This window comes from Pseudoduganella sp. GW821-FHT05F09 (assembly GCF_059419605.1).
On sequence record NZ_JBWKSD010000011.1, the window covers coordinates 183,580 to 207,468 of the forward strand.

Below are 23,889 nucleotides of genomic sequence, written 5' to 3' on the forward strand. Positions count from 1 at the left end.
TCAAGGAGACCTCGAAAATGACCGAACAAGCCCCAACCTTCAAGCCCAAGAAATCCGTCGCCCTGTCCGGCGTCACCGCCGGCAATACCGCGCTGTGCTCCGTCGGCAAGACCGGCAATGACCTGCACTATCGCGGCTACGACATCCTGGACGTGGCCACCACCAGCGAGTTCGAAGAAATCGCCTTCCTGCTGGTGCACGGCAAGCTGCCGACCCAGTCGGAACTGAACGCCTACAAGACCAAATTGAAATCGCTGCGCGGCCTGCCGCAGGCCGTGAAAGCCGCGCTGGAAGCGCTGCCCGCGTCGGCCCACCCGATGGACGTGATGCGCACCGGCGTGTCCGTGCTGGGCTGCGTGCTGCCCGAGAAGGACGACCACAACGTGCCTGGCGCGCGCGACATCGCCGACCGCCTGATGGCTTCCTTCGGCTCCATGCTGATGTACTGGTACCACTTCAGCCACTCCGGCAAACGCATCGAAGTGGAAACCGACGACGACTCCATCGGCGGCCACATCCTGCACCTGCTGCACGGCGAGAAGCCTTGCGACTCGTGGGTCAAAGCCATGCACGTGTCGCTGATCCTGTACGCGGAGCACGAGTTCAATGCTTCCACCTTCACCAGCCGCGTGATCGCCGGCACGGGTTCGGACATCCACTCGGCCATCACCGGCGCCATCGGCGCGCTGCGCGGCCCGAAACACGGCGGCGCCAACGAATTCGCCTTCGAGATCCAGAAGCGCTACGAGAACGCCGACGAAGCCGAAGCGGACATCCGCAAGCGCGTGGAAAACAAGGAAGTGGTGATCGGCTTCGGCCACCCTGTGTACACCATCTCCGACCCGCGCAACGTGGTCATCAAGGAAGTGGCGCGCAAGCTGTCCGAAGAAGCCGGTTCGACCAAGATGTTCGACATCGCCGAGCGCCTGGAATCGGTCATGTGGGAAATCAAGAAGATGTTCCCCAACCTGGATTGGTTCTCCGCCGTGTCCTACCACATGATGGGCGTGCCGACCGCCATGTTCACGCCGCTGTTCGTCATCTCGCGCACGTCCGGCTGGGCCGCCCACATCATCGAGCAGCGTATCGACAACAAGATCATTCGCCCGAGTGCAAACTACGTCGGCCCGGACGATCTGAAATTCGTTCCTATCAAGGACCGCAAATAATGAATACGCTACACCGCAAAGCCCTCCCGGGCACCAAGCTGGACTTCTTCGACGCGCGCGCCGCCGTCGACGCCATCCAGCCGGGCGCTTACGACAAGCTGCCCTACACCTCGCGCGTGCTGGCCGAAAACCTGGTGCGCCGCTGCGAGCCCGCCACGCTGAACGCCTCGCTGTCCCAGCTCATCGAGCGCAAGCGCGACCTGGACTTCCCGTGGTTCCCTGCGCGCGTGGTCTGCCACGACATCCTGGGCCAGACCGCCCTGGTGGACCTGGCCGGCTTGCGCGACGCCATTGCCCTGCAAGGCGGCGACCCTGCACTGGTCAACCCCGTAGTTCCCACCCAGCTGGTGGTGGACCACTCGCTGGCGGTGGAATGCGGCGGTTTCGATCCGGACGCCTTCAACAAGAACCGCGTCATTGAAGACCGCCGCAACGAAGACCGCTTCGACTTCATCAACTGGACCAAGAAGGCGTTCAAGAACGTCGACGTGATCCCGCCGGGTAACGGCATCCTGCACCAGATCAACCTGGAGCGCATGTCGCCGGTGGTGCAGGTGCAGGACGGCGTGGCCTATCCGGACACGCTGGTGGGCACCGACTCGCACACGCCTATGGTGGACGCGCTGGGCGTGATCGCCATCGGCGTGGGCGGACTGGAAGCGGAAAGCGTGATGCTGGGCCGCGCCTCGTGGATGCGTTTGCCCGACATCATCGGCGTGGAGCTGACCGGCAAGCCGCGCGAAGGCATCACCGCCACCGACACGGTGCTGGCGCTGACCGAATTCCTGCGCAAGGAAAAAGTGGTGTCGTCCTACCTGGAGTTCTTCGGCGAGGGCGCTTCGCACCTCACGCTGGGCGACCGAGCCACCATCTCCAATATGGCGCCGGAATTCGGTTCCACCGCCGCCATGTTCTACATCGACGAGCAGACCATCAAGTACCTCAAGCTCACCGGCCGCGACGCCGCGCTGGTGGACCTGGTGGAGGTGTATGCCAAGGAAACCGGCTTGTGGGCGGACTCGCTCAAGCACGCCGCGTACGAGCGCGTGATCCGCTTCGACCTGTCCACCGTGGTGCGCAACATCGCCGGCCCGTCCAATCCGCACAAGCGGGTGCCGACCTCCGAACTGGCCGCGCGCGGCATTTCGGGCGTGGTGGAAAACGAGCCTGGCCTGATGCCTGACGGCGCCGTCATCATCGCCGCCATCACCAGCTGCACCAACACCAACAACCCGCGCAATATGATCGCCGCCGGCCTGCTGGCGCGCAACGCCAACAAGCTGGGGCTGACCCGCAAGCCGTGGGTGAAAAGCTCGCTGGCGCCCGGCTCCAAGGCCGTGACCCTGTACCTGGAAGAGGCGAAGCTGATGCCCGAACTGGAGCAGCTCGGCTTCGGCGTGGTGGCTTACGCCTGCACCACCTGCAACGGCATGTCCGGCGCGCTGGACCCGGTGATCCAGAAGGAAGTGATAGACCGCGACCTGTACGCCACCGCCGTCCTGTCCGGCAACCGCAATTTCGACGGCCGCATCCACCCTTACGCCAAGCAGGCCTTCCTGGCCTCGCCGCCGCTGGTGGTGGCCTACGCCATCGCGGGCACCATCCGCTTCGATATCGAGAAGGACGTGCTGGGGGTGAGCGCGGACGGCAGGGAGATCCGCTTGGCCGACATCTGGCCGAGCGACGCGGATATCGACGCGCTGGTTGCCGCCAGCGTGAAGCCGGAGCAATTCCACAAGGTCTACATCCCGATGTTCGCCAAGCAGGAAGACGACGGTGTGAAAGTGAGCCCACTGTACGACTGGCGTCCGCAGACCACCTACATCCGCCGTCCGCCGTACTGGGAAGGCGCGCTGGCCGGTGCGCGCACGCTGTCGGGCATGCGTCCGCTGGCCGTCCTGGGCGACAACATCACCACCGACCACCTGTCGCCGTCGAACGCCATCATGATGGACAGCGCGGCCGGCGAGTACCTGCACAAAATGGGCTTGCCGGAGGAGGACTTCAATTCCTACGCCACCCACCGCGGCGACCACCTGACCGCGCAGCGCGCCACCTTCGCCAACCCCACGCTGAAGAACGAGATGGTGCTGGAAGACGGCAAGGTGAAAGCCGGTTCGCTGGCCCGCGTTGAGCCGGAAGGCAAGGTCACGCGCATGTGGGAAGCCATCGAGACCTATATGGAGCGCAAGCAGCCGCTGATCATCATCGCCGGCGCCGACTACGGCCAGGGTTCCTCGCGCGACTGGGCCGCCAAGGGCGTGCGCCTGGCCGGCGTGGAAGCGATTGCGGCGGAAGGCTTCGAGCGCATCCACCGCACCAACCTGGTGGGCATGGGCGTGCTGCCGCTGGAGTTCATGCCGGGCGTGAACCGCCTGACCCTGGGCATCGACGGCACCGAGACCTACGACGTGATCGGCGAGCGCACGCCGCGCGCCACGCTGGCGCTGGTCATCACGCGCAGGAACGGCGAGCAGCTAAGCGTTCCCGTCATCTGCCGCCTGGACACGGCAGAGGAAGTGTCGATCTACGAAGCGGGCGGCGTGCTGCAGCGCTTCGCGCAGGACTTCCTCGAATCCGCGAAGGCCGCATAAGCATGGCACACACACCTCAAATCAAGATCCCCGCCACCTATATGCGCGGCGGCACCAGCAAAGGCGTGTTCTTCCGCCTGCAGGATCTGCCGGCGGCGGCGCAAGTTCCCGGCAAGGCGCGCGACGCCTTGCTGCTGCGCGTGATCGGCAGCCCGGACCCTTACGGCAAGCAGATCGACGGCATGGGCGGCGCCACCTCCAGCACCAGCAAGACGGTCATCCTGTCCAAGTCCGCAAAAGCGGACCACGACGTGGACTACCTGTTCGGCCAGGTCGCCATCGACAAGGCCTTCGTGGACTGGAGCGGCAACTGCGGCAACCTGTCAGCCGCCGTTGGCGCTTTCGCCATCAGCGGCGGCCTGGTGGACGCGGACCGCGTGCCGCGCGACGGCGTGGCCGTGGTGCGCATCTGGCAGGCCAATATCTCCAAGACCATCATCGCCCACATCCCCATCGCCAACGGCGAGGTGCAGGAAACCGGCGACTTCGAACTGGACGGCGTGACCTTCCCGGCCGCCGAAGTGCAGCTCGAATTCATGGACCCGGCGGCGGACGAGGAGGGCGCTGGCGGCTCTATGTTCCCGACCGGGAACCTGGTCGACGAGCTGGAAGTGCCCGGCGTGGGCACCTTCAAGGCCACCATGATCAACGCCGGCATCCCGACCATCTTCGTCAACGCGGAAGAAATCGGCTACACCGGCGCCGAGCTGCAGGACGCCATCAACGGCGACGCCAAGGCGCTGGCCCGCTTTGAAACCATACGCGCGCACGGCGCGCTGCGCATGGGCCTGATCAAGCATATCGACGAGGCGGCGCAGCGGCAGCACACGCCCAAGGTGGCCTTCGTGGCGCCGCCGGCCGGCTACACCTCATCCAGCGGCAAGCAGGTGGCGGCGGGCGAAATCGACCTGCTGGTGCGCGCGCTCTCGATGGGCAAGCTGCACCACGCCATGATGGGCACCGCGGCGGTGGCCATCGGCACGGCGGCGGCGGTGCCCGGCACGCTGGTCAACCTGGCCGCCTGCGGCGGCGCGCCGGTGGCCATGTCAGCGGTGCGCTTCGGCCATCCGTCCGGCACGCTGCGGGTGGGCGCCGAGGCGACCCTGGTCAACGGCGAATGGAGTGTCACCAAGGCCATCATGAGCCGCAGCGCGCGGGTGCTGATGGAAGGCTGGGTCAGGGTGCCGGGCGACGCTTTCTAGCCTGCCACTCTCCTTGCTTTGTTGTAACTATGCCCGCTGCACGCGGGCATAGGCGCATTTAGAGGCCGCCGTCGGCGTGCGCGGTGGCGGACCCGCACGTTGTGGTTTATGATCTGCCAACTACGCTGCCACAGGAGACCGGCACGTTACTAAAAGGTGCCCAGGTGTACATGAGTCGTGTTCCACCCCATCCGGATTCCGTGGCCGAAGCCTTGCAGCTGATCGGCCTGCCAGCGTGCGCGTGCGGCGGCGACGGGATGGTGCTTGCCTCCAGCCCGGAGCTGGACGAACTGCTGGGCTTCGCTGCGCGCGGCCGTCCGGTGGCCGACGTGTTCGCGCGCCACGCCCGCAGCGACAGCATGGCGCGGCTCGATGCCGCCATGGGCGGCAATGCAGGGGACAGCGCCGCCGCCAAGGCCGCGCGGCAGTGGGACAGCTGCCTGGCCCACGCCACCGGCCAGTACATCCCGGTGCAGGCCACGCTCAAGCCGCTGCTCGGCGAAGGCCCGGCGGCCGGCGCCATCGTGGTGTTCCACGACACCAGCGGCTTCCAGCGCGACCAGCGCGCGCTGCGCAAGACCTTGCTGGAACAGCAGGCCATCCTGGAGAACGCGGCGGTCGGCATCATCTTCGGCAAGTCCGGCTTCATCATCGAGTGCAATATTCGCGCGGCCGAAATGTTCGGCTATGCGCGCGACGAAATGGAGGGCGCCAGCGGCAATATGCTGTATGGCAGCGACGAAATCCGCCAGGGCGTGGCCGAGCAGTCGCGCCCCTTGCTGACGCGGGGCCAGTCCTTCAAGACCGAAATCCAGCTGCGCCGCAAGGACGGCACGCTGTTCTGGGGCCGCCTGTATGGCCGCTCGCTCGACCCGTCCGACATTGCCGAAGGCACGGTCTGGATCGTGGAGGACATCAGCGAGCAGCGCGCGGCCGAGGAAAGCATGCGCCAGCTGCTGATGGAGCAGAACGCCATTCTCGACAACGCCTCGGTCGGCATCCTGTTCACCAAGGCGCAGACGCTGTTGAACTGCAATCCGCGCATGGCCGAAATGTTCGGCTACACGCGCGAGGAAATGTACGGCCGCCCGGCGGTGGAAGTGTTCCCGTCGCCGCAGGCCTACGCCGAATTCGGCATGGAGGCCGGCCCCTTGCTGGGCAGCGGCCAGCCCTTCGAGAAAAAGGAATTCCAGTTCAAGCGCAAGGACGGCAGCCTGCTGTGGTGCCGCGTGCGGGCGCAGGCCATCAGCCACGAGCGCAGCGACGGCGGCACCATCTGGATCATGGAAGACATTACGCAGTCGCGCCAGACGCAGATGGAAGTGGAAGCCATCATGACGAACGCGTCGATCAGCATCCTGTTCACCAAGAACCGCCTCATCACGCGCTACAACCGGGGCTTCGCCGAGATGTTCCGCTACGAAGGCGACGAAGGCCTGGGCCTGAGCGGCGTGGCGCTATACCCCTCGCAAGCCGCCTACGAGCGCCTGGGCGCGGCCGCCACGCCCTTCCTCCTGGTGGGCAAGCCCTTCCAGACCGAAGTGGAAATGCGGCGCAAGGACAACACCACCTTCTGGGCCCAGCTGATCGCCTACGTGGTGAACCCGGACGACCCCAGCCAGGGCACCATCTGGATCGCCGAAGACCGCACCGAGCAGAAGCTGGCCGAGGAATCGCTGCGCAACGCGCTGCTGGAGAACCAGGCCATCCTCGACAGCGCGGTGCTCGGCATCTCGGTATGCGAGGGCGGCTACAACCTGCGCTGCAACACCAAGATGGAAGAACTGTTCGGCTACGCGCCGGGCGAAATGAACAACCTGAGCGTGCAGGCCTTCTACGCCGACATCGAGTCCTGGGACATGGCGCGCAAGCAGACCGCGCGCGACTTCCGCGCCGGCCACGTCAACACCTCGGAGTACCAGCTGGTGCGCAAGGACGGCAGCCGCTTCTGGGCGCGCCTGTCCGGCCGGCCTTTCGACATGGCGCAGCCGCACGGCCGCTCGGTATGGCTGGTGGACGACATCACCGCGCGCCGCGCCGACGCCGAAGCGGTGCGCCAGGCGCGCGACGAACTGGAAGTGCGGGTGCTGGAGCGCACCGCCGAACTGGCCGGCGCCAACGCCCAGCTGCAAGGCGAGATCGTGGAGCGTCGCCAGGCCGAGGCGCGCGTGCACCACATGGCCTACCACGACACCCTGACCGGCCTGCCCAACCGCGCGCTGCTGGCCGACCGCCTGGACCGCGCCATGCTCTCCGCGCAGCGTTCGGAGCGGCGCCTGGCGGTGATGTTCCTGGACCTGGACCGCTTCAAGACCATCAACGACTCGCTGGGCCACCTGACCGGCGACCAGCTGCTCAAGGAAGTGGCCAGCCGCCTGTGCCGCTCGGTGCGCGCCAGCGACACCGTGGCCCGCCTGGGCGGCGACGAATTCGTGGTGCTGGTGCCGGGCATACGTTCGATCGAGGAAGCGAGCAGGGTGGCCGAGAAGATCATCGAAGCGCTGGCCGTGCCCTTCCCGCTGGAAGGGCGCATGCTGCACATTACGCCGTCGATCGGCATCTGCGTCTATCCGGACGACGGCGAGGACGTGGAAACGCTGATGCGCCACGCCGACGGCGCCATGTACCACGCCAAGGCGTCCGGCCGCAACAACTACCAGTTCTTCACGCCGAAGATGAACGTGTCCGCGGCGCAGCGCTTCGAGCTGGAAAACAGCCTGCGCAGCGCGCTGGCGCTGAGCCAGTTCGAGCTGCACTTCCAGCCCATCATGGACATCGCCACGCGCAGCGTGCACGCCATGGAAGTGCTGCTGCGCTGGCGCCGTCCCGGCCAGGGACTGGTGATGCCGGACAGCTTTATCCCGCTGATCGAAGAGAACGGCATGATCGTGCCGATAGGCGAATGGGTGATGCGCAGCGCCTGCGAGCAGAGCATGGAGTGGCTCAGGCAGGGCCTGCAGCCGGTGCCGCTGGCGGTGAATTTGTCGCCGCGCCAGTTCATGCACCGCGGCCTGGTTGAATCGATCCGCCGCATCCTGGACGAAACCGGCATCGACCCGGCCATGATCGAATTTGAAATCACTGAGACGGCGCTGATGCAGCACGGCGAGCACACCATGGAGATCCTGGGGCAGATCAACGCCATGGGCATACGGCTGTCGATCGACGACTTCGGCACCGGCTATTCCAGCCTGGCCTACCTGAAGCGTTTCCCGGTCAGGAAAATCAAGATCGACCGCGCCTTCATCAAGGAGCTGGAGGAGAGTGCGGAGGACCGCGCCATCGTCGCGGCCATCATCGCGCTGTCGGACAGCCTGCAGATGCCGGTGGTGGCCGAAGGCGTGGAGACGGAAGGGCAATTCGCCCTGCTGCAGCGCCAGGGCTGCCGCTACGCGCAAGGCTATCTGTTCTCGCAGCCCGTCCCGCACGCCAACGCCCAGCACATGCTGGAACGCAGGCCCGCTTAATCGCTGAGGGTGGCGATCACCGGCGCGTGATCCGAAGGCTGTTCCCACTTGCGCGGCGCGCGGTCCACCACGCAAGCGGTGCAGCGCGCGGCCAGCGGCGCCGACAGCAGCACGTGGTCGATGCGCACGCCCTTGTTCTTCTGGAAGCCCAGCATGCGGTAGTCCCACCAGCTGAAGGTCTTCTCGGCCTGCTCGAACAGGCGGAAGGAGTCCGTCAGGCCCAGCGCGAACAGCGCCTGCAGCGCGGCGCGTTCCGGCTCCGAGCACAGCACCTGTCCGGCCCAGGCCACGGGATCATGCACGTCGCGGTCGTCCGGCGCGATGTTGTAGTCGCCCAGCACGGCCAGGTTGGGGTACTGCGCCGCCTCCAGCTCCAGCCAGTGGCGGAACGAAGCCAGCCAGCCCAGCTTGTATTCATACTTGTCCGTGCCCACCGCCTGGCCGTTCGGCACATAGGCGCACACGACGCGCACGCCGTCTATGGTGGCCGCCAGGATGCGCTGCTGCGCGTCCTCGTAATGCGGATTGTTGACCACCACGTCCGTCATCGGCTGCCTGGACAGGATGGCCACGCCGTTGTAGGTTTTCTGGCCGCTGAACACCACGTGGTAGCCGGCCGCCTCGATGGCGGCGGTAGGGAACTTGTCGTCGGTCAGCTTGGTCTCCTGTATGCACAGCACATCGACCGGATTTTCCTCCAGCCATTTGAGCACGTGGGGCAGGCGGACATTCAGCGAGTTGACGTTCCAGGTTGCGAGTTTCATGTGTTTGCGATGCCTTTTAAAATCGATCTTTATATGCAGGCGAATCTTAACCCATCTCAGCCCGTGCAGTACGGGCGTCAAGGGAACGGAGAGCCTTTAACGGTGCGATAATGGCCTATCGATTCGGGGAGTGAAATCATGAGCAATCAATTCAGCAATTTCGTGCAGGAGCTGAAGGTGGAAGCCGAAGAGCAATCCGGAGGCATGTCACCGGAGCAGGAAAAGCAGGATTGGCTGCGCAGGCTGCAGGAACTGCATGGCATGGTCCATGGGTTCCTGAAGGATTACCTCGCTGCTGGTGATATTTCGATTTCCGCACGCGACGTGACGCTGCACGAAGATCAACTAGGCAACTATACTGCGCAGCAGATCGAAATCAAGCTTGGCCATGCCTTGGTTAAACTGAAGCCGATAGGGACATATTTGATCGGAGTGCATGGGCGCGTGGACATGGACGGGCCGCGCGGATCTTGCAAGCTTGTGGTTGTGCCCGAATCCGCCTATCGTCCTGTGTCCGGTGCCGGCGCAGTCAAATCGGACTGGACTGTTCCGCCTTTGGCATGGAAGTTTGCCACGCCGCCGCCTGATGTCAGGTACATCGAATTGACGGCTGAGTCGTTCCAGGATGCCTTGATGAAGGTAATCCGCGGTGGTTAAAGTCAGCCTCTCTGAGTCTGAGTTGTCGCTGGATAAAATCGCGCTACATCATGCATTGGTTGAGGCCGCATTATTCGAACTGTTCGCGAATGGCACGCACCCAATCCTGGCGCAATACGTTGGGCATCCGCTGGAGGAAGTGCGGGATGCTGCACGTGATGAGCTGGACCTTAGCAGCTCGCTCTCCGTCCTCTCCTCGGTAGAAGCGTCGATCCGCACGGATTATCTTCGGCGGGTTTATCAACGGGACAGATCCCAGTTTTCCCGTTCGATGAGAAACATGTTTAGCCGAAAAGGTGAGCGGGCTCGGCTCGGGCGTTACTGGACGCCGAAGTTCGGACGCAAATATGACTTTTCGACGGTCTACACGATTGCATCGGTCTTCATCGCAGCGATGAAAAACTGCGAATAGAACAGGCCGCAGTTGGCCGCTAATTCCAAGCGAATGCCTCGCCGCGCTCCGCGTCGAGCAGGAAGTCCCGCAGCAGCTGGGCGCTGGGGCCGATGCGCTGGGCGTGGACCAGGTAGATTTCCAGCGGCGCGGTTTCCACTTCCGGCAGCACGTGCACCAGCTCGCCCGACGCGATCAGCGCCGCCGCGTCGTAGGCGGGCAGGCGCGCCATGCCTTCGCCGGCCAGCACAAAAGCCAGCCGCGCCGCCGCGCTGTCGGTCACCACGTCGCCCCGGATGGGGATCTGGATGTCCTGCCCGCCGGCGCGCGCGGCCAGCGTGCGCTGGCTGGGCGGATAGGCGACCCAGCGGTGCGATCCCAGCTCGGCCACGCTGGCGGGCGCGCGGTGCCGGCGCAGATAGGCGGGCGAGGCGCACAGCATGGTCTGCTCGCGCAGCAGGCGGCGCGCGACCAGCGCGGAGTCGGCCAGCGGCCCGGCGCGCACGGCCAGCTCTATGCCGTGCTGCACCAGATCCACATTGGCGTCGCTCATGGCCACGTGCAGGCGGATGGCCGGGTAGCGCCGCCGGAATTCCAGCAGCGCGGGCAGGATGCGCTTGTTGCCGAAGTGGTGGGAGCAGGTGATGCGGACCTCGCCGCGCGGCTCGGCGCGCAGCAGCTCCATGCCGCGTATGCCGTCGTGCGCCTCGTCGAGCAGGCGCTCGCAGTGCACGCGGAACGCCTCGCCTGCCGGCGTCAGGCTGAAGCTGCGCGTACTGCGCTGGGCCAGCGGCACACCCAGCTTGGCTTCCAGCGCGCGGATATGGTGGCTGACCACGGCGCGGGTCAGCCCCAGCGCGCGGGCGCCGGCGGCGAAGCTGCCGCTGCGCACCACCGTGGCAAACACCGCCATGGCGCGCAGCTCGTCGAGGATGGGGGAGTGGTCTTTCATTTCAAAGATTGTATCAAATTGTCTGACATTGAGTCATCCCGGCGCTATCTACCCGATATCGCGCCGCGCTCCTATAGTTAGCTCATGCCCCGGAACACTGGGATTTCTTGCAGACTGAAGGAGATTGCCATGAGTGTGAAACATGTACTGTTTATTTTGACAAACGCCGCTGAAATCGGCCCGAACAAGCGCGCCACGGGATATTTCTTCCCTGAAGTCGCCCACCCGGTGGAAGTATTCGAGCATGCGGGCGTTGCGGTGGAATATGCGTCGCCGCTGGGCGGCAACCCGCCGCATGACGGCTACGACGAGAACGATCCGGCGCAGCGCGCCTTCCTCGGCAGCCCGGCCATGCGCCGCATGGCGCACAGCCGCAAGCTGTCCGAAGTCGATGTGGCCGACTACGACGCCATCTTCTTCCCCGGCGGCCTCGGTCCCATGGTGGATATCGCCGGCGATCCGGACGTGAAACGCGCCGTGGCCCGGGCCTGGGATGCGGGCAAGATCGTTGCCGCCGTCTGCCACGGCCCGGCTGCCTTGCTGGGCGTGACGCTGGCGGACGGCACGCCGCTGCTGCGCGGCCGCAAGCTGACTTCCTTCTCCAACGAGGAGGAAGCCGGCTACGCCGAGGCCGACGTGCCCTTCAAACTGGAGGATGCGCTGCGCGAAGAGGGCGCCGACTACTCGGCGGCGGCCGTGTGGCAGCAGAAAGTGGTGGTCGACGGGCGCTTGCTGACCGGCCAGAATCCGGCCTCGGGCGCACCGCTGGCGCAAGCCATCGTCGCCGCGCTGAACGGAGCGCAGCCATGAGCGCGGCCGGCCACATCACCGTCGCCGCCCGCTGGCTGGTGAAGGAGGCGGCTTTCAGCGAAGTGCTCGCCATCGTTGCCGAACTGCGTCCGCTGTCGCTGGACGAGCCGGGCTGCCTGGCCTACGAGGTGTATCAGGGCGTGGAGGCGCCGAACAGCCTGCTTCTGTTCGAGCGCTACCGCGACGAGGCCGCGCTCGACGCCCACAAGCAGTCCGCCCACTACCAAAGCCTGGTGGCGGGGCGCATCCTGCCCTTGCTGGAGGAGCGGCGGGTGGAATTGTTCAGCGCGAAGTAAATGGAAGCCCGCTGCACCGCAGCGGGCTTTTTCTATTGTGTTGGCGGAAATCTTACAAAGTCGCATCATATAGCCTGGCAAAAAAGCCGGGCGGAAACCGTACGGTAAATGGAACTATTGATAGGCAAGCTGTTTGCAAAATGTAACAATTTAAAAAATAATTGCCGATAGTGCTTCATTGTTATCAAATTGGTACTAATATTCCATAAACGGCTGCCGAAAACAGAAATATACTTAAAGAACTCGGGATGACACTGAATTTTCCACACAGCAACACTTTTGATGCAAAAAAAGTTAGAATACCGTTGGAACGCATCAATAAATGGTACTATTGGGAAATAGTTGTTGTTTAAACAGTGAGATATGCGCGAAGCATTTGTAAAGGACTGAAATGCGATCTGCATTTGAAGCATGGGCGCAGCGCGATGGCCACATTGTGCGCCGCCGCGAAGACAAGCCAGAAGAATACTTGGTATTCGAAACGCAACGCCGCTGGGTAATCTGGCAGGCGGCGCTGGAGCACGGCAAAACGCCGGCGGGGCGAAAGACGGCAGCGCAGAAGGAAGCAGCTGCCGCCGAGAAAGCCGCTGCTGCGCGTTCGCCGGGCCTGCAGCGCGCGCCGGCCTTGAGCCAGGACGACGCTGTGGTTCGCAACCAGGTGCTCAATGAAGTACTGGACGCGTTTTCACGGCTGAATGGCGAATCGGGCATGGAAGACATACTGCAGGTGATACAAAGCCTGAAGCAGCCTGCCAAGCCGCAAGCCATCGAGCGTGCAATGGACAGCAAGGCCATCGAGCGCTAACAGCCGCCGATACGGCTAGCAGTGGGCAGCGCCTGCCGGCGCCGCCCCGGGTTGCTGTCGCCTTGCCTAAAGGACTGATATGTCACGTCCAGCCTTGTTTGCCGTTTCCGCCGTCCTGCTGTTGCTGGGCGGCTGCGGCACCCTGACCGAATCCCCTACCCAGCAAGTGCTGGTGCAGACCGTGCTCGACCACCGTGAAGTGGCGGGCGTGGGCTGCATCCTGTACAACGACGCGGGGAAATGGTTCGTCACCACGCCTGCGCGCGTGGAAATCCGCAAGAGCTCCGGCCAGCTGCGGGTGGATTGCCGCCTGGAGCGCGCCGCCTGGGCTTTCGAGAAAATCAATTCCAAAGAAAACGGTACGCTGTGGGGCAATGTGGCCCTGACGGCCGGCGTGGGCATCGTGGTCGACCGCAACACGGGCCAGGGTTTCGACTATCCCGCCGTGCTGACGGTGGAGCTGAAGCGTTTTGACGCGGGCGACGGGCGCGCGCCGCCGGATGCGGGGCGCGCGGTGTACTGATCAAAAAAACGGGCCTCGCGGCCCGTTTGTTGTTTATACCCGGTTGATCAGGAAGTTCGCCAGCAGCGGCACCGGACGGCCGGTGGCGCCCTTGGCGCCGCCCGACTTCCAGGCGGTGCCGGCGATGTCCAGGTGGGCCCAGTTGTACTTGCGGGTGAAGTTTTCCAGGAAAGCCGCCGCCGTGCACGACGCGCCGCCCGGCGAGCCGATGTTGGCCAGGTCGGCGAAGTTGGACTTTAGCTGCTCGTTGTACTGTTCGCCGATCGGCAGGCGCCAGGCGGTGTCGCCGGTGGCTTTGCCCGCAGCCAGCAGCTCGGCCGCCAGCGCGTTGTGGGCGTCGTCGTCGCGCGTGAACAGGCCGCTGTTGTGGTGGCCCAGGGCCACGATGCAGGCGCCGGTCAGGGTGGCGATGTCGATCACGGCGGCCGGGTTGAAGCGCTCGGCGTAGGTCAGCGCGTCGCACAGCACCAGGCGGCCTTCGGCGTCGGTGTTCAGGATCTCGATGGTCAGGCCGTTCATGGAGCTGACGATGTCGCCCGGTTTGGTGGCTCGGCCGGAAGGCATGTTCTCGCAGGCGGCGATCACGCCGATCACGTTTGATTTCAGGCCCATCTCGCCGATGGCGCGGAAGGTGCCCAGCACCGAAGCGGCGCCGCACATGTCGTACTTCATCTCGTCCATGCCGGGACCGGCCTTGATCGAAATGCCGCCGGTGTCGAAGGTGATGCCTTTACCGACCAGCACCACTGGTGCGTCCTTGGCCTTGCCGCCTTTGTGCTTCAGCACGATGAACTTGGGCGGCTGCTCGCTGCCGTTGGTCACCGACAGGAAGCTGCCCATCTTCAGCGCCTCGAGCTGCTTGCGGTCCAGGATTTCGACGTCGAAGCCGAAGTCCTTGGCCAGCTTCTTGGCGGTGTTGGCCAGGTAGGTCGGGGTGCAGACGTTGGCCGACAGGTTGCCCAGGTCCTTGGTCAGTTCCATGCCGTTGGCGATGGCGACCGCTTGCGACAGCGCCAGCTTGTTGGCGGCGTTGTTGGCCACGGCCAGCGCCACTTTCTTCACGCCGGCGGGGGCCGGGTCCTTCTTGCTCTTCTGGCTGTCGGTGCGGTAGATGCTCTCGCGGCCGGCCTGCACCACGGTGCGGATGGCCCACGCCGCGTCGCGCTCTTTCACTTCTTCCATTGGTAGTGCGATAATGGCGTCCGCCGCGCCCAGGGTGGAAAACACCTTGATCGCAGCTTGCACGCCGGAGGCGAAGCTTTTCTCGCCTGCCGCTTCATCGGCGCCCAGGCCGACCAGCAGCACGCGTTCGGCGGCGGCGCCTTTCAGGCCGCGCAGCAGCAGGGAGCTGCCCGCCTTGCCGGTGATGTCGCCGGACTTCAGCGCAGCCGTGATTTCGCCGGCGCTGTCGAGGGCCTTGGCGGCTGGCGACAGCTTCTTGTTTTCGAATACCGCGACGGCGATGCAGCCGGTTTTGGCGGACGCAATGGTGTTTTTTGCGTCGAATGCTTTTATGCTAAAGTCCATTAGATTTCTCCGTGTAGGCTTGGTTCTTACTTAACTTGACGACCGAATTATAAACTTCGAATGATTTTTCAACGTGCCCTTCAGCGCGAGCTGGCCAGTGCCGCCGGGGCAACCTTCACGGTGCTGTTCTCCCTCATCGTCACCTGGACCCTGATCACCATCCTCGGCAGAGCCGCGGGCGGCAAGGTCGCATCGAGCGACGTGGTCGCGCTGATTGCGTTCGCAGCCCTGAATTATCTGCCAACTGTCCTGATACTCACCAGCTTTATTTCTGTGCTGATGGTGGTGACCCGCAGCTACCGCGATTCCGAGATGGTGGTGTGGTTCGCCTCCGGTCTGAGCCTGGCGCGCTGGCTGCGCCCGGTGCTGGCCTTTATCCTGCCCATCGTGCTGCTGATCGGGATGCTCAGTTTCTACGCCACGCCCTGGGCCAAGCAGAAAAGCGGCGAATATGCCGAGCGTTTCCAGAAGCGCGAAGACCTGCAGCAGGTCTCGCCGGGCCAGTTCCGCGAGTCGGCATCGGCCAACCGCATCTTCTTTGTGGAGGGCGTGTCCGGCCAGAGCGCCGTGGTGCACAACGTGTTCGTCAACACCGTCGATGAAAAAGGCACGGCCACCGTGGTGGCCAAGGAAGGCGTGGTCACCACCACGCCCGAGGGCGACCGCTTCCTGGTGCTGAAGAACGGCCGCCGCTACCAGGGCACGCCCGGCAGCGCCGATGTGCAGACCATGGAGTTTGAGCGCTACAGCATGCGCGTGGCCAGCAAGGCGCAGGAGCTGGGCGGTCCGCAGGGCGTGGACGCCATGCCGAGCGCGGAACTGTTCAAGGGCACCGGCCCCATTATCCACGGCGAAATCCTGTGGCGCGTGGCGCTGCCGATCACCGGCCTGCTGCTGCCGCTGCTGGCCATACCGCTCGGCTTCGTCAATCCGCGCGCGGGCAGTTCGTCCAATCTGATCGTGGCGCTGCTGGTCTTCTTCAGCTACATCAACCTGGTCAAGGTGCTGGAAGCGAGCGTGCGCTCGGGCCGTCTGAAATTCGCGCTGTCGTGGTGGCCGCTGCACGTCGGCCTCGCCGTGCTGGTGACGCTGATGTTCGTCTGGCGCCAGAATGTGAATCACCGTTATCATCCGCTCGTGCTGTGGGCTGCGCTCAAGCGCGGCAAGCAGCCGGCCAGGGAAGCAACCGTCAAATGAGTATCCTGCAACGCTATTTCGCCTCCTCGATCGCGCAGGCGGTGGCCTTTGTGCTGCTGGCGCTGCTCTCGCTGCTGGCCTTCCTGGACCTGACCGGCGAACTGCCTTCGGTGGGCAAGAACGGCTACACCCTGCAGCACGCGCTGCTGTATGTGGTCATCATGGTGCCGGAGCAGATCTACCGCGTGCTGCCGGTGGCCACGCTGATCGGCACCATCTACACGATGGCGCAATTCGCCTCGTCGTCCGAATTCACCATCATGCGCGCGGCCGGCATGTCGACCCGCAGGGCGATCGGCATGCTGTTCAGGATAGGCCTGGTGATCGTGGCGGTGACCTTCATCGTCGGCGAACTGATTGTGCCGCGCACCTCGCCGCTGGCGGACAAGGTGCGCCTGACGGCGCAGGGCGCCACGGTGTCGGCCGAATTCCGCTCGGGCCTGTGGACCAAGGACATCATCAAGAGCGAAGGCCTGACCGGCGAAGTGCAGGGTTCGCGCTTTTTCAATGTGCGCGAAGCGCGCCCGGACGGCGAACTGCTGGACGTGAAGCTCTACGAATTCGACAACAGCTTCCGCCTGCGTTCCCTGATCCAGGCCAAGCGCGCTACCTTCCAGGGCAAGAGCGTATGGCGGCTGTATGACGTGACCGAGAGCCGTTTCAGCAATCCGGCCCTGCTGGTGGCGGGCGCCGCGGCCACGGCGCAGAACCACTTTGCGCAGGAAACCAGCCGGGTCGAAATCGTGAAGATGGAGTCGCGCGACCTGGTGTCCGAGATCACGCCGAAGATCCTGACGGTATCGCGCCGCGATCCGGGCCGCATGACGGCCAATGAACTGGTGGTCTACACCCGCCACCTGCAGGAAAACAAGCAGGAAACCAAGATGTTCAAGGTGGCGTTCTGGAAGAAGCTGCTCGATCCGCTGGCCGTGTTCGTGCTGATGGCGCTGGCGCTGCCGTTCGCCTACCTGCACGCGCGCAGCGGCGGCGTGAGCCTGAAGGTCTTCGTCGGCATCATGATAGGCGTGAGCTTCCTGCTGGTGAACACCCTGTTCTCGCACGTGGGCATGCTGAGCACCTGGCCGCCCTTCCTCACGGCGGCGGCCCCCAGCGTGCTGTATCTGCTGCTGGCCATGGGCGCGCTGTGGTGGGTGGAGCGGCATTGATGGAGGCAGCGATGAACAGCAAAGCACTGATTTTGTTTGCGCACGGCGCGCGCGCCGCCAGCTGGGCCGCGCCGTTCGAGCGCCTGCGCGGCATCACGCAAGCCCGCTTGCCTGGCGTGGACGTGTCGCTGGCTTTCCTGGAATTGATGTCGCCGCGCCTGCCGGAGCGGGTCGCCGAGCTGGCCGCCGCCGGGGTGGCGGAGGTGGCGGTGGTGCCGGTGTTTCTAGGCCAGGGCGGCCATGTGCTGCGCGATCTGCCGCTCATGCTCGATGAACTGCGCGCCGCCTATCCGGCAATCCGCTTCAGCGTGGCCGAAGCGGTGGGGGAGAACCCGGCGGTACTGGACGCCATTGCCGATTACTGCATCGGCACGATCGCCGGCGCGCCGCCGGGCGGCTAGGCTTTACTCTTCGCTTTCCGCTTCCGACTGGGCGGCCATGGCCGCCAGCGTGGAACCGGGCTGCTCCAGTTCGCGCTGGATAATGGCGCGCAGGCCGTCCGAACGGATCGCTTCCAGCGCCAGTTTCTGCATATTGTCCGCTTCGCCGTCTTCCTCCAGGCCGTTCAGCACGGCCAGCACCAGGCGTACTTCCTTCGCATAGTTCAGCACATAGGCCAGCAGCGTGGGCGCGGCGGACGCCGGCTGGCTGGCCAGCGCGTCGGCGCCGTCGTTCAGGCGCGCGGCCAGCGCTTCGATGCGGCCGGACGGCGAAGGCAGGAAGCGGCGCGCCAGCTGGAAGTCGTTGCACTTCACCAGCGCGGTCATGGCCAGTTCGGCGCATTGCTCGGCCAGCGCGGAATCGACTTCATCGAGTTTCAGGAACAGCGCATGGGTGGCGCCCACTTCGCGCAGCGCCTCGTTGATGGCGGCCACTTCGCGGAAACGCTCCACCGTGGCGGCGCCCAGCAGCATGCGCGACGATTCGCGGTCGCGGATGCTCTTCAGGGCCGCCAGCGCAGGCGGGAAGGCGTCGGCCAGGTAGATCCAGTCGCGCAGGGCGAAGGACAGGCGCACGCCGCGCCAGTCCGGCGACACCTCCAGCGCATGGTCATGCAGCCAGAGGTGGTCCTTCAGCGCGTCCTGGTAACGGCCTGCGAGACGGGCTTCGCGGGCGCGTTCAAATACTTCATTCGGCTGCTGCATATCACCTCCTTGGAAATCGAAGGCGATATTCTAACAGGCGCGGCCTGATGCTTCACCACACCCGGCACAGCTTCTCCCTGGGCTTGACCATGGCCTGGCCCGGCTTGCAGGAGAAGGCCTTGGCGAATTCCGGCATATTGACCACCAGGCCGTTGATGCGGAACTTGCCCGGCGAATGCGGATTGGTGAGCGCATTTACGCGCAGGCGCTCGGGGCGCTCGTTCTCGCAGGTCCATTGCGCCGTGCCGACAAAGAAGCGCTGCTCGGGCGTCAGGCCGTCGCGGTTTTCCAGCACCTTGTTGGCGATTTCGGTTTTCCACGCCATCCAGGCCAGCACCAGGCCGCCCAGGTCGGCCGCATCCTCGCCCAGCGTCAGCTTGCTGTTGATCTTGATGTCGTCCACGATGGTGTACTGCGCGTACTGGTCCACGATGCACTGCGCCCGCTGCGTGAAGGCCTTGGCGTCCTGCTTGGCCCACCAGTCTTTCAGGTTGCCCTTGGCGTCGAACTGGCGGCCTTCGTCGTCGAAACCGTGTATCAGTTCATGGCCTATGGTGCCGCCGGTGTTGCCGTAGTTGGGCGCATCGTCCATTTTCGAGTCGAACAGCGGCGGCTGCAGCACGCCCGCAGGGAAGTTGATGTCGTTCATCTGCGGGTTGTAATAGGCGTTCACGGTGGGCGGCGTCATGCCCCATTCCGAGCGGTCCAGCGGCTTGCCTATCTTGTCGAGCTGGCGCCGCACTTCGAAGGCGGTGCCCCGCACCACGTTGCCGGCAAAGTCGCCGCGCGAAACGCTGTAGGCGCTGTAGTCGCGCCAGCTGTCCGGGTAGCCGATCTTGTTGGCCACCGCATGCAGCTTCTCGCGCGCCTTCTCTTTGGTTGGCTCGCTCATCCAGGTCAGCGCGTTGATGTCCTGCTCCATGGCGGCCTCGATCTGGCGCGTCATGTGCAGCGTCTTTTCCTTCAGCTCCGGGCTGAAGGCGCGGCTGACGAACTCCTGGCCCAGCGCCTCGCCCAGCTGCTGGTCCACCAGCTGCACGCAGCGCTTCCAGCGCGGCTTCTGCTCCGGCGTGCCGAGCAGGGTCTTGTGATAGAAGGCGAAATTCTCGGCCACAAAGTCCTGCGACAGGAAAGGCGCCATGGCGCGCGTGGTGTGCCAGCGCAGATAGGTCTTGATGTCGTCCAGGCTCAGTTGCTTCAGGCTCTTGTCCAGCGCGCGCAGATAGGCCGGCTCGGTGGCGTTGAAGCTGTTCACGCCGTCCATGCCCAGCGCCTGCAGATAGTCCTTCCAGCTGAAGGCCGGCGTCATGGCCTGCAGGCCTTTGAGGTCGGTCTTGTGGAATAGTTTATAGGGGTCGCGCTGGTCCACGCGGGACAGCGAGGCCTTGGCCAGCACGGTTTCGAACTTCAGGATGGCGGCGGCGGCCCGCTTGGCGGCCTGCGGCGTGTCGCCCGCCAGTTCCAGCGAGCGGGCGATGTGGGCGGCGTAGTCTGCCCGCATCTTCTTCGATTTGGCGTCGTTCTTCAGGTAGTAGTCGCGGTCCGGCAGGCCGGCGTCGGCGGTGGTGGCGAAGGCGATCACCTGCGCGGAGTCCCCCAGGTCCTGGTTGGACGAGAAGCCGAACAGCATGCTGTTGGCGATGCTGGTGTGCAGCCTGGCCAGCACGCGCGGCAGCTCCTGCTTGGACGCCATGCCGCTGATCAGCGCCAGGTATTCCTGCAGCGGCGCCGCGCCGCGTTCGTTGACGGTTTTCTCGTCCATGCAGGCGGCGAAGTAGTCGCCTATCTTTTGCTGGGAGGCGGTGCGGGCGCCATCCTGGGCCGACGGCGCGGCCAGCGTGGCCAGGATGCCCCACAGGAAGCGCTGGTTGTCCTGCGCGGCCTTGCCGTACACGCTCCATGCGCTCTGGTCGGCGGGGATGGGGTTGTTCTTCATCCAGCCGCCGCAGCTGTACTGGTAGAAGTCTTCGCACGGGTCCACGGTCTTGTCCATGGCCGACACGTCCAGGCCGGGCGTGTAGGGCAGGGCGGGCAGCGGCGCGTCGTTGGCGGCAGGGTTTTGCCCAGGGGTTTGCCCATAAGCGGCGCTGACGGCGAAGGCCAGCAGGACGGGGACGAGTTTGCGCATGGAGTGCTCCGGTTGACAGAGCAGCTATTTTACGGCGGCGATTGCTGAAATGGCAATCGCGGCGGCGCCAGGCGGGTCAGGCGTCCGCGGCTTGGTGGGGGCGGCGGGCCATGGCGTGGCCGAGCATCACCAGCACCGGGCCGTGCGTCGGCTCCAGGCCGTGGGCCAGCGTGTCCAGCGTGAGGCGCAGGATGCGCTGGTCCGCGCGGCTGACGTTTTCGATCACGACCACCGGCGTTTCCGGCACGCGCCCCTGTTCCAGCAGGCGCTGCGCGGTGATGATGGCTTCGCGCCCGCCCATATACTGCACCAGCGTGTCGCTGTCGGGCATGTCGATGTCGGCCGGGTGTTCGGGTGCGGTGCTGGAGGTGAAGAAGGCCACGCTGCGCGACACGCCGCGCTTGGTCAGCGGCTGCTTGGTGGCCGCCGCCGCCGCCACGGCGGTGGTAATGCCCGGCACCACTTCCACTTCAATGCCAGCTTCCTCCAGCGCGCGCAGCTCCTCGTCGGCGCGCCCGAACAGCATGGGGTCGCCGCCTTTGAGGCGCACCACCAGCGCGTAGCGGCTGGCGCATTCCACCAGCTGCGCATTGATGGCCTGCTGCGCGGTGGAGCGCTGGCCGGAACGCTTGCCGACCGAAATCTTCTCGGCCTGCGGGCACAGCTCCAGCATCTCCGGCGTGACCAGCGCATCGTGCAGTACCACGTCCGCCTGTTGCAGCAGGCGCGCGCCGCGCAGGGTGATGAGATCCTGCGCGCCGGGACCCGCGCCTATCAGGTAGACCTTGCCGAAGCTGGGCACAAACGCGGACATCGATCAGGCCAGGCGTATCATGCCGGCGGCCACGGTCTGGTGGGTGACTTCATCGATCAGGATGAAAGCGCCCGTCGCGCGGCTGTCGGTATAGTCGTCTGCGGCCAGCGGCTGCTGCACGGTCAGCGCAATGCGCGCCACGTCGTTCAGCTTCAGCACTTCCGCGCTGCTGCGCTCCTGCGTGTTGATGTCCAGCAGGGACTCGATCCTGGTGATCTTGGCGGCGGTCTGCTTGGTGCCGTGCTTGATCCAGTACTTGCGGCGCAGGTCCAGCGCGTCTTCCGACAGCCAGCATACGTCCGCGTTCAGGGTCTTCAGCAGCGTGGCAGGCTGCTCGCTGCTGGCCAGCAGGTCGCCGCGCGAGATGTCCAGGTATTCGTTCAGCAGCAGGGTCACCGACTGGCCGGCCGACGCCGACTGGTGCGAGCCTTCCAGCGTCAGGATGTCCTTCACGGTGGCGGCCTGGCCCGAAGGCTGCACCACCAGCTTGTCGCCCACCTTCACATTGCCCGCTTCGATGCGGCCCATGTAGCCGCGGAAGTCGTTCGCTTCGTGGCCGTTGTGGCGCGCCACCAGCTGCACAGGGAAGCGGAACGGCGCGTGGTGCGCTTCGTCGTACACCGACAGCGACTCCAGCAGCTCGATCAGCGTCGGGCCTTTATACCAGGGCATGTTCTCGCCCGCGTCCACCACGTTGTCGCCGCTCAGGGCGGACAGCGGGATAGGGGTGATGTCCTTCAGGCCCAGCGACTGCGCGAATTCCTGGTAGGCCTTGATGATGCGGTCGTAGATCGCCTGGTCGTAGTTCACCAGGTCCATCTTGTTCACGGCCACCACCACGTGCTCGATCTGCAGCAGGTGGGCGATGGTGGAGTGGCGCTTGGTCTGGATCAGCAGCTCAACATCGTTCAACCCTTCGCCGCCGTCTTCGCGCAGCTTCACTTTCGACACGTCGATCAGGATGATGACGGCGTCGGCGGTGGAGGCGCCGGTGACCATGTTGCGGGTGTACTGCTCATGGCCCGGGGTGTCGGCGATGATGAACTTGCGCTTCGGCGTGGCGAAGTAGCGGTAGGCCACGTCTATGGTGATGCCTTGCTCGCGTTCCGCTTCCAGGCCGTCCGTCAGCAGCGACAGGTCGATGGTGTCGCCCACGGTGCGCTTGTTCTTGGCGCGCGACACGGCGGCCAGCTGGTCGGCGAAGATGCCTTTGCTGTCGAACAGCAGGCGGCCGATCAGCGTGCTCTTGCCGTCGTCCACGGAACCTGCCGTGATAAAGCGCAGCAGGCTGGCCTGGTTGTCGGTGTTGTCTATGCGTGCGTTCATCAGAAGTAACCTGCTTTCTTGCGTTTTTCCATGGAGGCTTCGGAGGTCTGGTCGTCCATCCGGGTAGCGCCGCGTTCAGTGATCTGGGTGATGGCCGTTTCGGCGATGATCGCTTCCACCGTTTCCGCGTCCGAGGACACGGGGCAGGTGCAGGAGATGTCGCCCACGGTGCGGAAGCGCACCACTTGGGTTTCCACCGCCTCGCCTTCGCGCGCCGGGGTCAGGTCGGTCAGCGGCACCAGCAGGCCGTTGCGCGGGATCACCTGGCGCTCGTGCGCGAAGTAGATCGGCGGCAGCGCCAGTTTTTCGCGGGCGATGTACTGCCACACATCGAGCTCGGTCCAGTTCGAGATCGGGAACACGCGCATGTTCTCGCCTGGATGGACGCGGGTGTTATACAGGTCCCACAGTTCCGGGCGCTGCGCTTTCGGGTCCCACTGGCCGAATTCGTCGCGGAAGGAGAAGATGCGCTCCTTGGCGCGGGCCTTCTCTTCGTCGCGGCGGGCGCCGCCTATGCAGGCGTCGAAGCCGTATTCGGCGATGGTTTCCAGCAGCGTTACCGCCTGCGCCGCGTTGCGCGAATCGGTCTGCGGATTGCGCAGGCGCACCGTGCCCTTCTTGATCGAGTCTTCCACCGAGCCCACGATCAGGCGCTCGCCCAGTTCTGCCACGCGCTGGTCGCGGAAGGTGATCACTTCCTGGAAGTTGTGGCCGGTGTCGATGTGCACCAGCGGGAAGGGGAATTTGCCGGGACGGAAAGCCTTCTCGGCCAGGCGCAGCAGCACCACGGAGTCCTTGCCGCCGGAGAACAGCAGGGCAGGGTTGCTGCATTCGGCTGCCACTTCGCGCAGGATGTGGATGGCTTCCGATTCCAGCGTGTCGAGGTGGCGCGCGTTCACGGCGCTCAGGCCTATCGTCGAGGCGTAACGGTCAACTACAGTGTTCATGCTAATGCC

Annotated in this window: 21 protein-coding genes; 13 read left to right on the forward strand and 8 right to left on the reverse strand. The window is 64.9% G+C overall.

Annotated features, from left to right (window positions below):
* Positions 1 to 17 precede the first annotated feature (17 nt).
* From prpC to AC07S4_RS28220, 4 genes are all read left to right on the forward strand, one after another.
* Positions 18 to 1,169: a bifunctional 2-methylcitrate synthase/citrate synthase gene (gene prpC / locus AC07S4_RS28205; RefSeq protein WP_494989753.1), complete on the forward strand. Its 1,152-nt coding sequence runs from the start codon at positions 18 to 20 to the stop codon at positions 1,167 to 1,169.
* Positions 1,169 to 3,763 carry a Fe/S-dependent 2-methylisocitrate dehydratase AcnD gene (gene acnD / locus AC07S4_RS28210; protein ID WP_494989754.1) on the forward strand — a complete coding sequence of 865 codons (2,595 nt, stop codon included), beginning with the start codon at positions 1,169 to 1,171 and terminating at the stop codon, positions 3,761 to 3,763. Before prpC ends, acnD begins: the two co-directional genes overlap by 1 nt.
* Before the next feature lie 2 nt (positions 3,764 to 3,765).
* Positions 3,766 to 4,965 (forward strand): 2-methylaconitate cis-trans isomerase PrpF, encoded by a 1,200-nt coding sequence (gene prpF, locus AC07S4_RS28215; protein WP_494989755.1) that lies wholly within the window; start codon positions 3,766 to 3,768, stop codon positions 4,963 to 4,965.
* Positions 4,966 to 5,135: 170 nt separating this feature from the next.
* Positions 5,136 to 8,432 carry a bifunctional diguanylate cyclase/phosphodiesterase gene (locus AC07S4_RS28220; RefSeq protein ID WP_494989756.1) on the forward strand — a complete coding sequence of 1,099 codons (3,297 nt, stop codon included), beginning with the start codon at positions 5,136 to 5,138 and terminating at the stop codon, positions 8,430 to 8,432.
* Here the strand turns inward: AC07S4_RS28220 and xth are convergent.
* On the reverse strand, positions 8,429 to 9,196 hold the full coding sequence (gene xth / locus AC07S4_RS28225; protein WP_494989757.1) for an exodeoxyribonuclease III: 768 nt from the start codon (positions 9,194 to 9,196) through the stop codon (positions 8,429 to 8,431). The two genes, AC07S4_RS28220 and xth, sit on opposite strands and share 4 nt — an antisense overlap.
* A 138-nt stretch (positions 9,197 to 9,334) precedes the next feature.
* Here xth and AC07S4_RS28230 point away from each other — a divergent pair, with 138 nt between their 5' ends.
* Both AC07S4_RS28230 and AC07S4_RS28235 read left to right on the forward strand, forming a co-directional pair.
* Entirely contained in the window at positions 9,335 to 9,853 is a 519-nt protein-coding gene (locus AC07S4_RS28230) for an LSm family protein (protein WP_494989758.1), read from the forward strand.
* On the forward strand, positions 9,846 to 10,265 hold the full coding sequence (locus tag AC07S4_RS28235) for a hypothetical protein (RefSeq protein WP_494989759.1): 420 nt from the start codon (positions 9,846 to 9,848) through the stop codon (positions 10,263 to 10,265). Before AC07S4_RS28230 ends, AC07S4_RS28235 begins: the two co-directional genes overlap by 8 nt.
* Before the next feature lie 19 nt (positions 10,266 to 10,284).
* Here AC07S4_RS28235 and AC07S4_RS28240 read toward each other — a convergent pair whose 3' ends face one another.
* Entirely contained in the window at positions 10,285 to 11,196 is a 912-nt protein-coding gene (locus tag AC07S4_RS28240) for a LysR family transcriptional regulator (RefSeq protein ID WP_494989760.1), read from the reverse strand.
* A gap of 129 nt (positions 11,197 to 11,325) precedes the next feature.
* Here AC07S4_RS28240 and AC07S4_RS28245 point away from each other — a divergent pair, with 129 nt between their 5' ends.
* From AC07S4_RS28245 to AC07S4_RS28260, 4 genes are all read left to right on the forward strand, one after another.
* A complete protein-coding gene (locus tag AC07S4_RS28245) occupies positions 11,326 to 12,006 on the forward strand; it encodes a type 1 glutamine amidotransferase domain-containing protein (protein WP_494989761.1) in 681 nt (226 codons plus the stop codon).
* The gene (locus tag AC07S4_RS28250) at positions 12,003 to 12,302 is read left to right on the forward strand and encodes a putative quinol monooxygenase (protein ID WP_494989762.1); all 300 of its coding nucleotides are present in this window, start codon (positions 12,003 to 12,005) and stop codon (positions 12,300 to 12,302) included. Before AC07S4_RS28245 ends, AC07S4_RS28250 begins: the two co-directional genes overlap by 4 nt.
* 391 nt (positions 12,303 to 12,693) lie before the next feature.
* Positions 12,694 to 13,107, forward strand: a complete 414-nt coding sequence (locus AC07S4_RS28255; protein WP_161074898.1) for a phiTE_015 family protein — start codon at positions 12,694 to 12,696, stop codon at positions 13,105 to 13,107.
* A gap of 79 nt (positions 13,108 to 13,186) precedes the next feature.
* Positions 13,187 to 13,630, forward strand: coding sequence for a hypothetical protein (locus AC07S4_RS28260; protein WP_494989763.1), 444 nt, complete (start codon positions 13,187 to 13,189; stop codon positions 13,628 to 13,630).
* A 33-nt stretch (positions 13,631 to 13,663) separates the two neighbouring features.
* Here the strand turns inward: AC07S4_RS28260 and AC07S4_RS28265 are convergent, their stop codons facing one another.
* Entirely contained in the window at positions 13,664 to 15,157 is a 1,494-nt protein-coding gene (locus tag AC07S4_RS28265; protein WP_494989764.1) for a leucyl aminopeptidase, read from the reverse strand.
* A gap of 60 nt (positions 15,158 to 15,217) precedes the next feature.
* Between AC07S4_RS28265 and lptF the strand changes: the two genes are divergently transcribed.
* Genes lptF through AC07S4_RS28280 form a run of 3 tightly spaced genes read left to right on the forward strand, consistent with a single transcriptional unit; the run spans position 15,218 to position 17,921 of the window.
* Positions 15,218 to 16,354 carry an LPS export ABC transporter permease LptF gene (gene lptF / locus AC07S4_RS28270; protein ID WP_494989765.1) on the forward strand — a complete coding sequence of 379 codons (1,137 nt, stop codon included), beginning with the start codon at positions 15,218 to 15,220 and terminating at the stop codon, positions 16,352 to 16,354.
* Positions 16,351 to 17,520 carry an LPS export ABC transporter permease LptG gene (lptG, locus tag AC07S4_RS28275; RefSeq protein WP_494989766.1) on the forward strand — a complete coding sequence of 390 codons (1,170 nt, stop codon included), beginning with the start codon at positions 16,351 to 16,353 and terminating at the stop codon, positions 17,518 to 17,520. Before lptF ends, lptG begins: the two co-directional genes overlap by 4 nt.
* Before the next feature lie 11 nt (positions 17,521 to 17,531).
* Positions 17,532 to 17,921, forward strand: coding sequence for a sirohydrochlorin chelatase (locus AC07S4_RS28280; protein ID WP_494989767.1), 390 nt, complete (start codon positions 17,532 to 17,534; stop codon positions 17,919 to 17,921).
* Positions 17,922 to 17,924: 3 nt separating this feature from the next.
* On the opposite strand, the gene AC07S4_RS28285 is transcribed toward AC07S4_RS28280, so the two are convergent.
* The 5 genes from AC07S4_RS28285 to cysD form a co-directional block, all read right to left on the reverse strand.
* Entirely contained in the window at positions 17,925 to 18,665 is a 741-nt protein-coding gene (locus AC07S4_RS28285; protein ID WP_494989768.1) for a hypothetical protein, read from the reverse strand.
* Positions 18,666 to 18,717: 52 nt separating this feature from the next.
* Positions 18,718 to 20,793: a M13 family metallopeptidase gene (locus tag AC07S4_RS28290; protein WP_494989769.1), complete on the reverse strand. Its 2,076-nt coding sequence runs from the start codon at positions 20,791 to 20,793 to the stop codon at positions 18,718 to 18,720.
* Between the two features lie 76 nt (positions 20,794 to 20,869).
* Positions 20,870 to 21,607, reverse strand: a complete 738-nt coding sequence (gene cobA, locus AC07S4_RS28295) for a uroporphyrinogen-III C-methyltransferase (RefSeq protein WP_494989770.1) — start codon at positions 21,605 to 21,607, stop codon at positions 20,870 to 20,872.
* Positions 21,608 to 21,610: 3 nt separating this feature from the next.
* Positions 21,611 to 22,933: a sulfate adenylyltransferase subunit 1 gene (locus AC07S4_RS28300; RefSeq protein WP_494989771.1), complete on the reverse strand. Its 1,323-nt coding sequence runs from the start codon at positions 22,931 to 22,933 to the stop codon at positions 21,611 to 21,613.
* Positions 22,933 to 23,880, reverse strand: coding sequence for a sulfate adenylyltransferase subunit CysD (cysD, locus tag AC07S4_RS28305; protein WP_494989772.1), 948 nt, complete (start codon positions 23,878 to 23,880; stop codon positions 22,933 to 22,935). The genes AC07S4_RS28300 and cysD overlap by 1 nt, the downstream gene beginning before the upstream one ends.
* Between the last annotated feature and the right edge of the window lie 9 nt (positions 23,881 to 23,889).

Bases quoted from the DNA above. Each gene is read 5' to 3' on its own strand.
- AC07S4_RS28240 (WP_494989760.1), bottom strand. From the start codon at position 11,196: ATGAAAGACCACTCCCCCATCCTCGACGAGCTGCGCGCCATGGCGGTG.
- AC07S4_RS28300 (WP_494989771.1), bottom strand. From the start codon at position 22,933: ATGAACGCACGCATAGACAACACCGACAACCAGGCCAGCCTGCTGCGC.
- cysD (WP_494989772.1), bottom strand. From the start codon at position 23,880: ATGAACACTGTAGTTGACCGTTACGCCTCGACGATAGGCCTGAGCGCC.
- AC07S4_RS28250 (WP_494989762.1), top strand. From the start codon at position 12,003: ATGAGCGCGGCCGGCCACATCACCGTCGCCGCCCGCTGGCTGGTGAAG.
- AC07S4_RS28245 (WP_494989761.1), top strand. From the start codon at position 11,326: ATGAGTGTGAAACATGTACTGTTTATTTTGACAAACGCCGCTGAAATC.
- lptG (WP_494989766.1), top strand. From the start codon at position 16,351: ATGAGTATCCTGCAACGCTATTTCGCCTCCTCGATCGCGCAGGCGGTG.
- AC07S4_RS28285 (WP_494989768.1), bottom strand. From the start codon at position 18,665: ATGCAGCAGCCGAATGAAGTATTTGAACGCGCCCGCGAAGCCCGTCTC.
- cobA (WP_494989770.1), bottom strand. From the start codon at position 21,607: ATGTCCGCGTTTGTGCCCAGCTTCGGCAAGGTCTACCTGATAGGCGCG.
- AC07S4_RS28290 (WP_494989769.1), bottom strand. From the start codon at position 20,793: ATGCGCAAACTCGTCCCCGTCCTGCTGGCCTTCGCCGTCAGCGCCGCT.
- AC07S4_RS28220 (WP_494989756.1), top strand. From the start codon at position 5,136: ATGAGTCGTGTTCCACCCCATCCGGATTCCGTGGCCGAAGCCTTGCAG.
- AC07S4_RS28265 (WP_494989764.1), bottom strand. From the start codon at position 15,157: ATGGACTTTAGCATAAAAGCATTCGACGCAAAAAACACCATTGCGTCC.
- AC07S4_RS28230 (WP_494989758.1), top strand. From the start codon at position 9,335: ATGAGCAATCAATTCAGCAATTTCGTGCAGGAGCTGAAGGTGGAAGCC.
- AC07S4_RS28260 (WP_494989763.1), top strand. From the start codon at position 13,187: ATGTCACGTCCAGCCTTGTTTGCCGTTTCCGCCGTCCTGCTGTTGCTG.
- AC07S4_RS28255 (WP_161074898.1), top strand. From the start codon at position 12,694: ATGCGATCTGCATTTGAAGCATGGGCGCAGCGCGATGGCCACATTGTG.
- xth (WP_494989757.1), bottom strand. From the start codon at position 9,196: ATGAAACTCGCAACCTGGAACGTCAACTCGCTGAATGTCCGCCTGCCC.
- lptF (WP_494989765.1), top strand. From the start codon at position 15,218: ATGATTTTTCAACGTGCCCTTCAGCGCGAGCTGGCCAGTGCCGCCGGG.
- prpF (WP_494989755.1), top strand. From the start codon at position 3,766: ATGGCACACACACCTCAAATCAAGATCCCCGCCACCTATATGCGCGGC.
- AC07S4_RS28280 (WP_494989767.1), top strand. From the start codon at position 17,532: ATGAACAGCAAAGCACTGATTTTGTTTGCGCACGGCGCGCGCGCCGCC.
- acnD (WP_494989754.1), top strand. From the start codon at position 1,169: ATGAATACGCTACACCGCAAAGCCCTCCCGGGCACCAAGCTGGACTTC.
- prpC (WP_494989753.1), top strand. From the start codon at position 18: ATGACCGAACAAGCCCCAACCTTCAAGCCCAAGAAATCCGTCGCCCTG.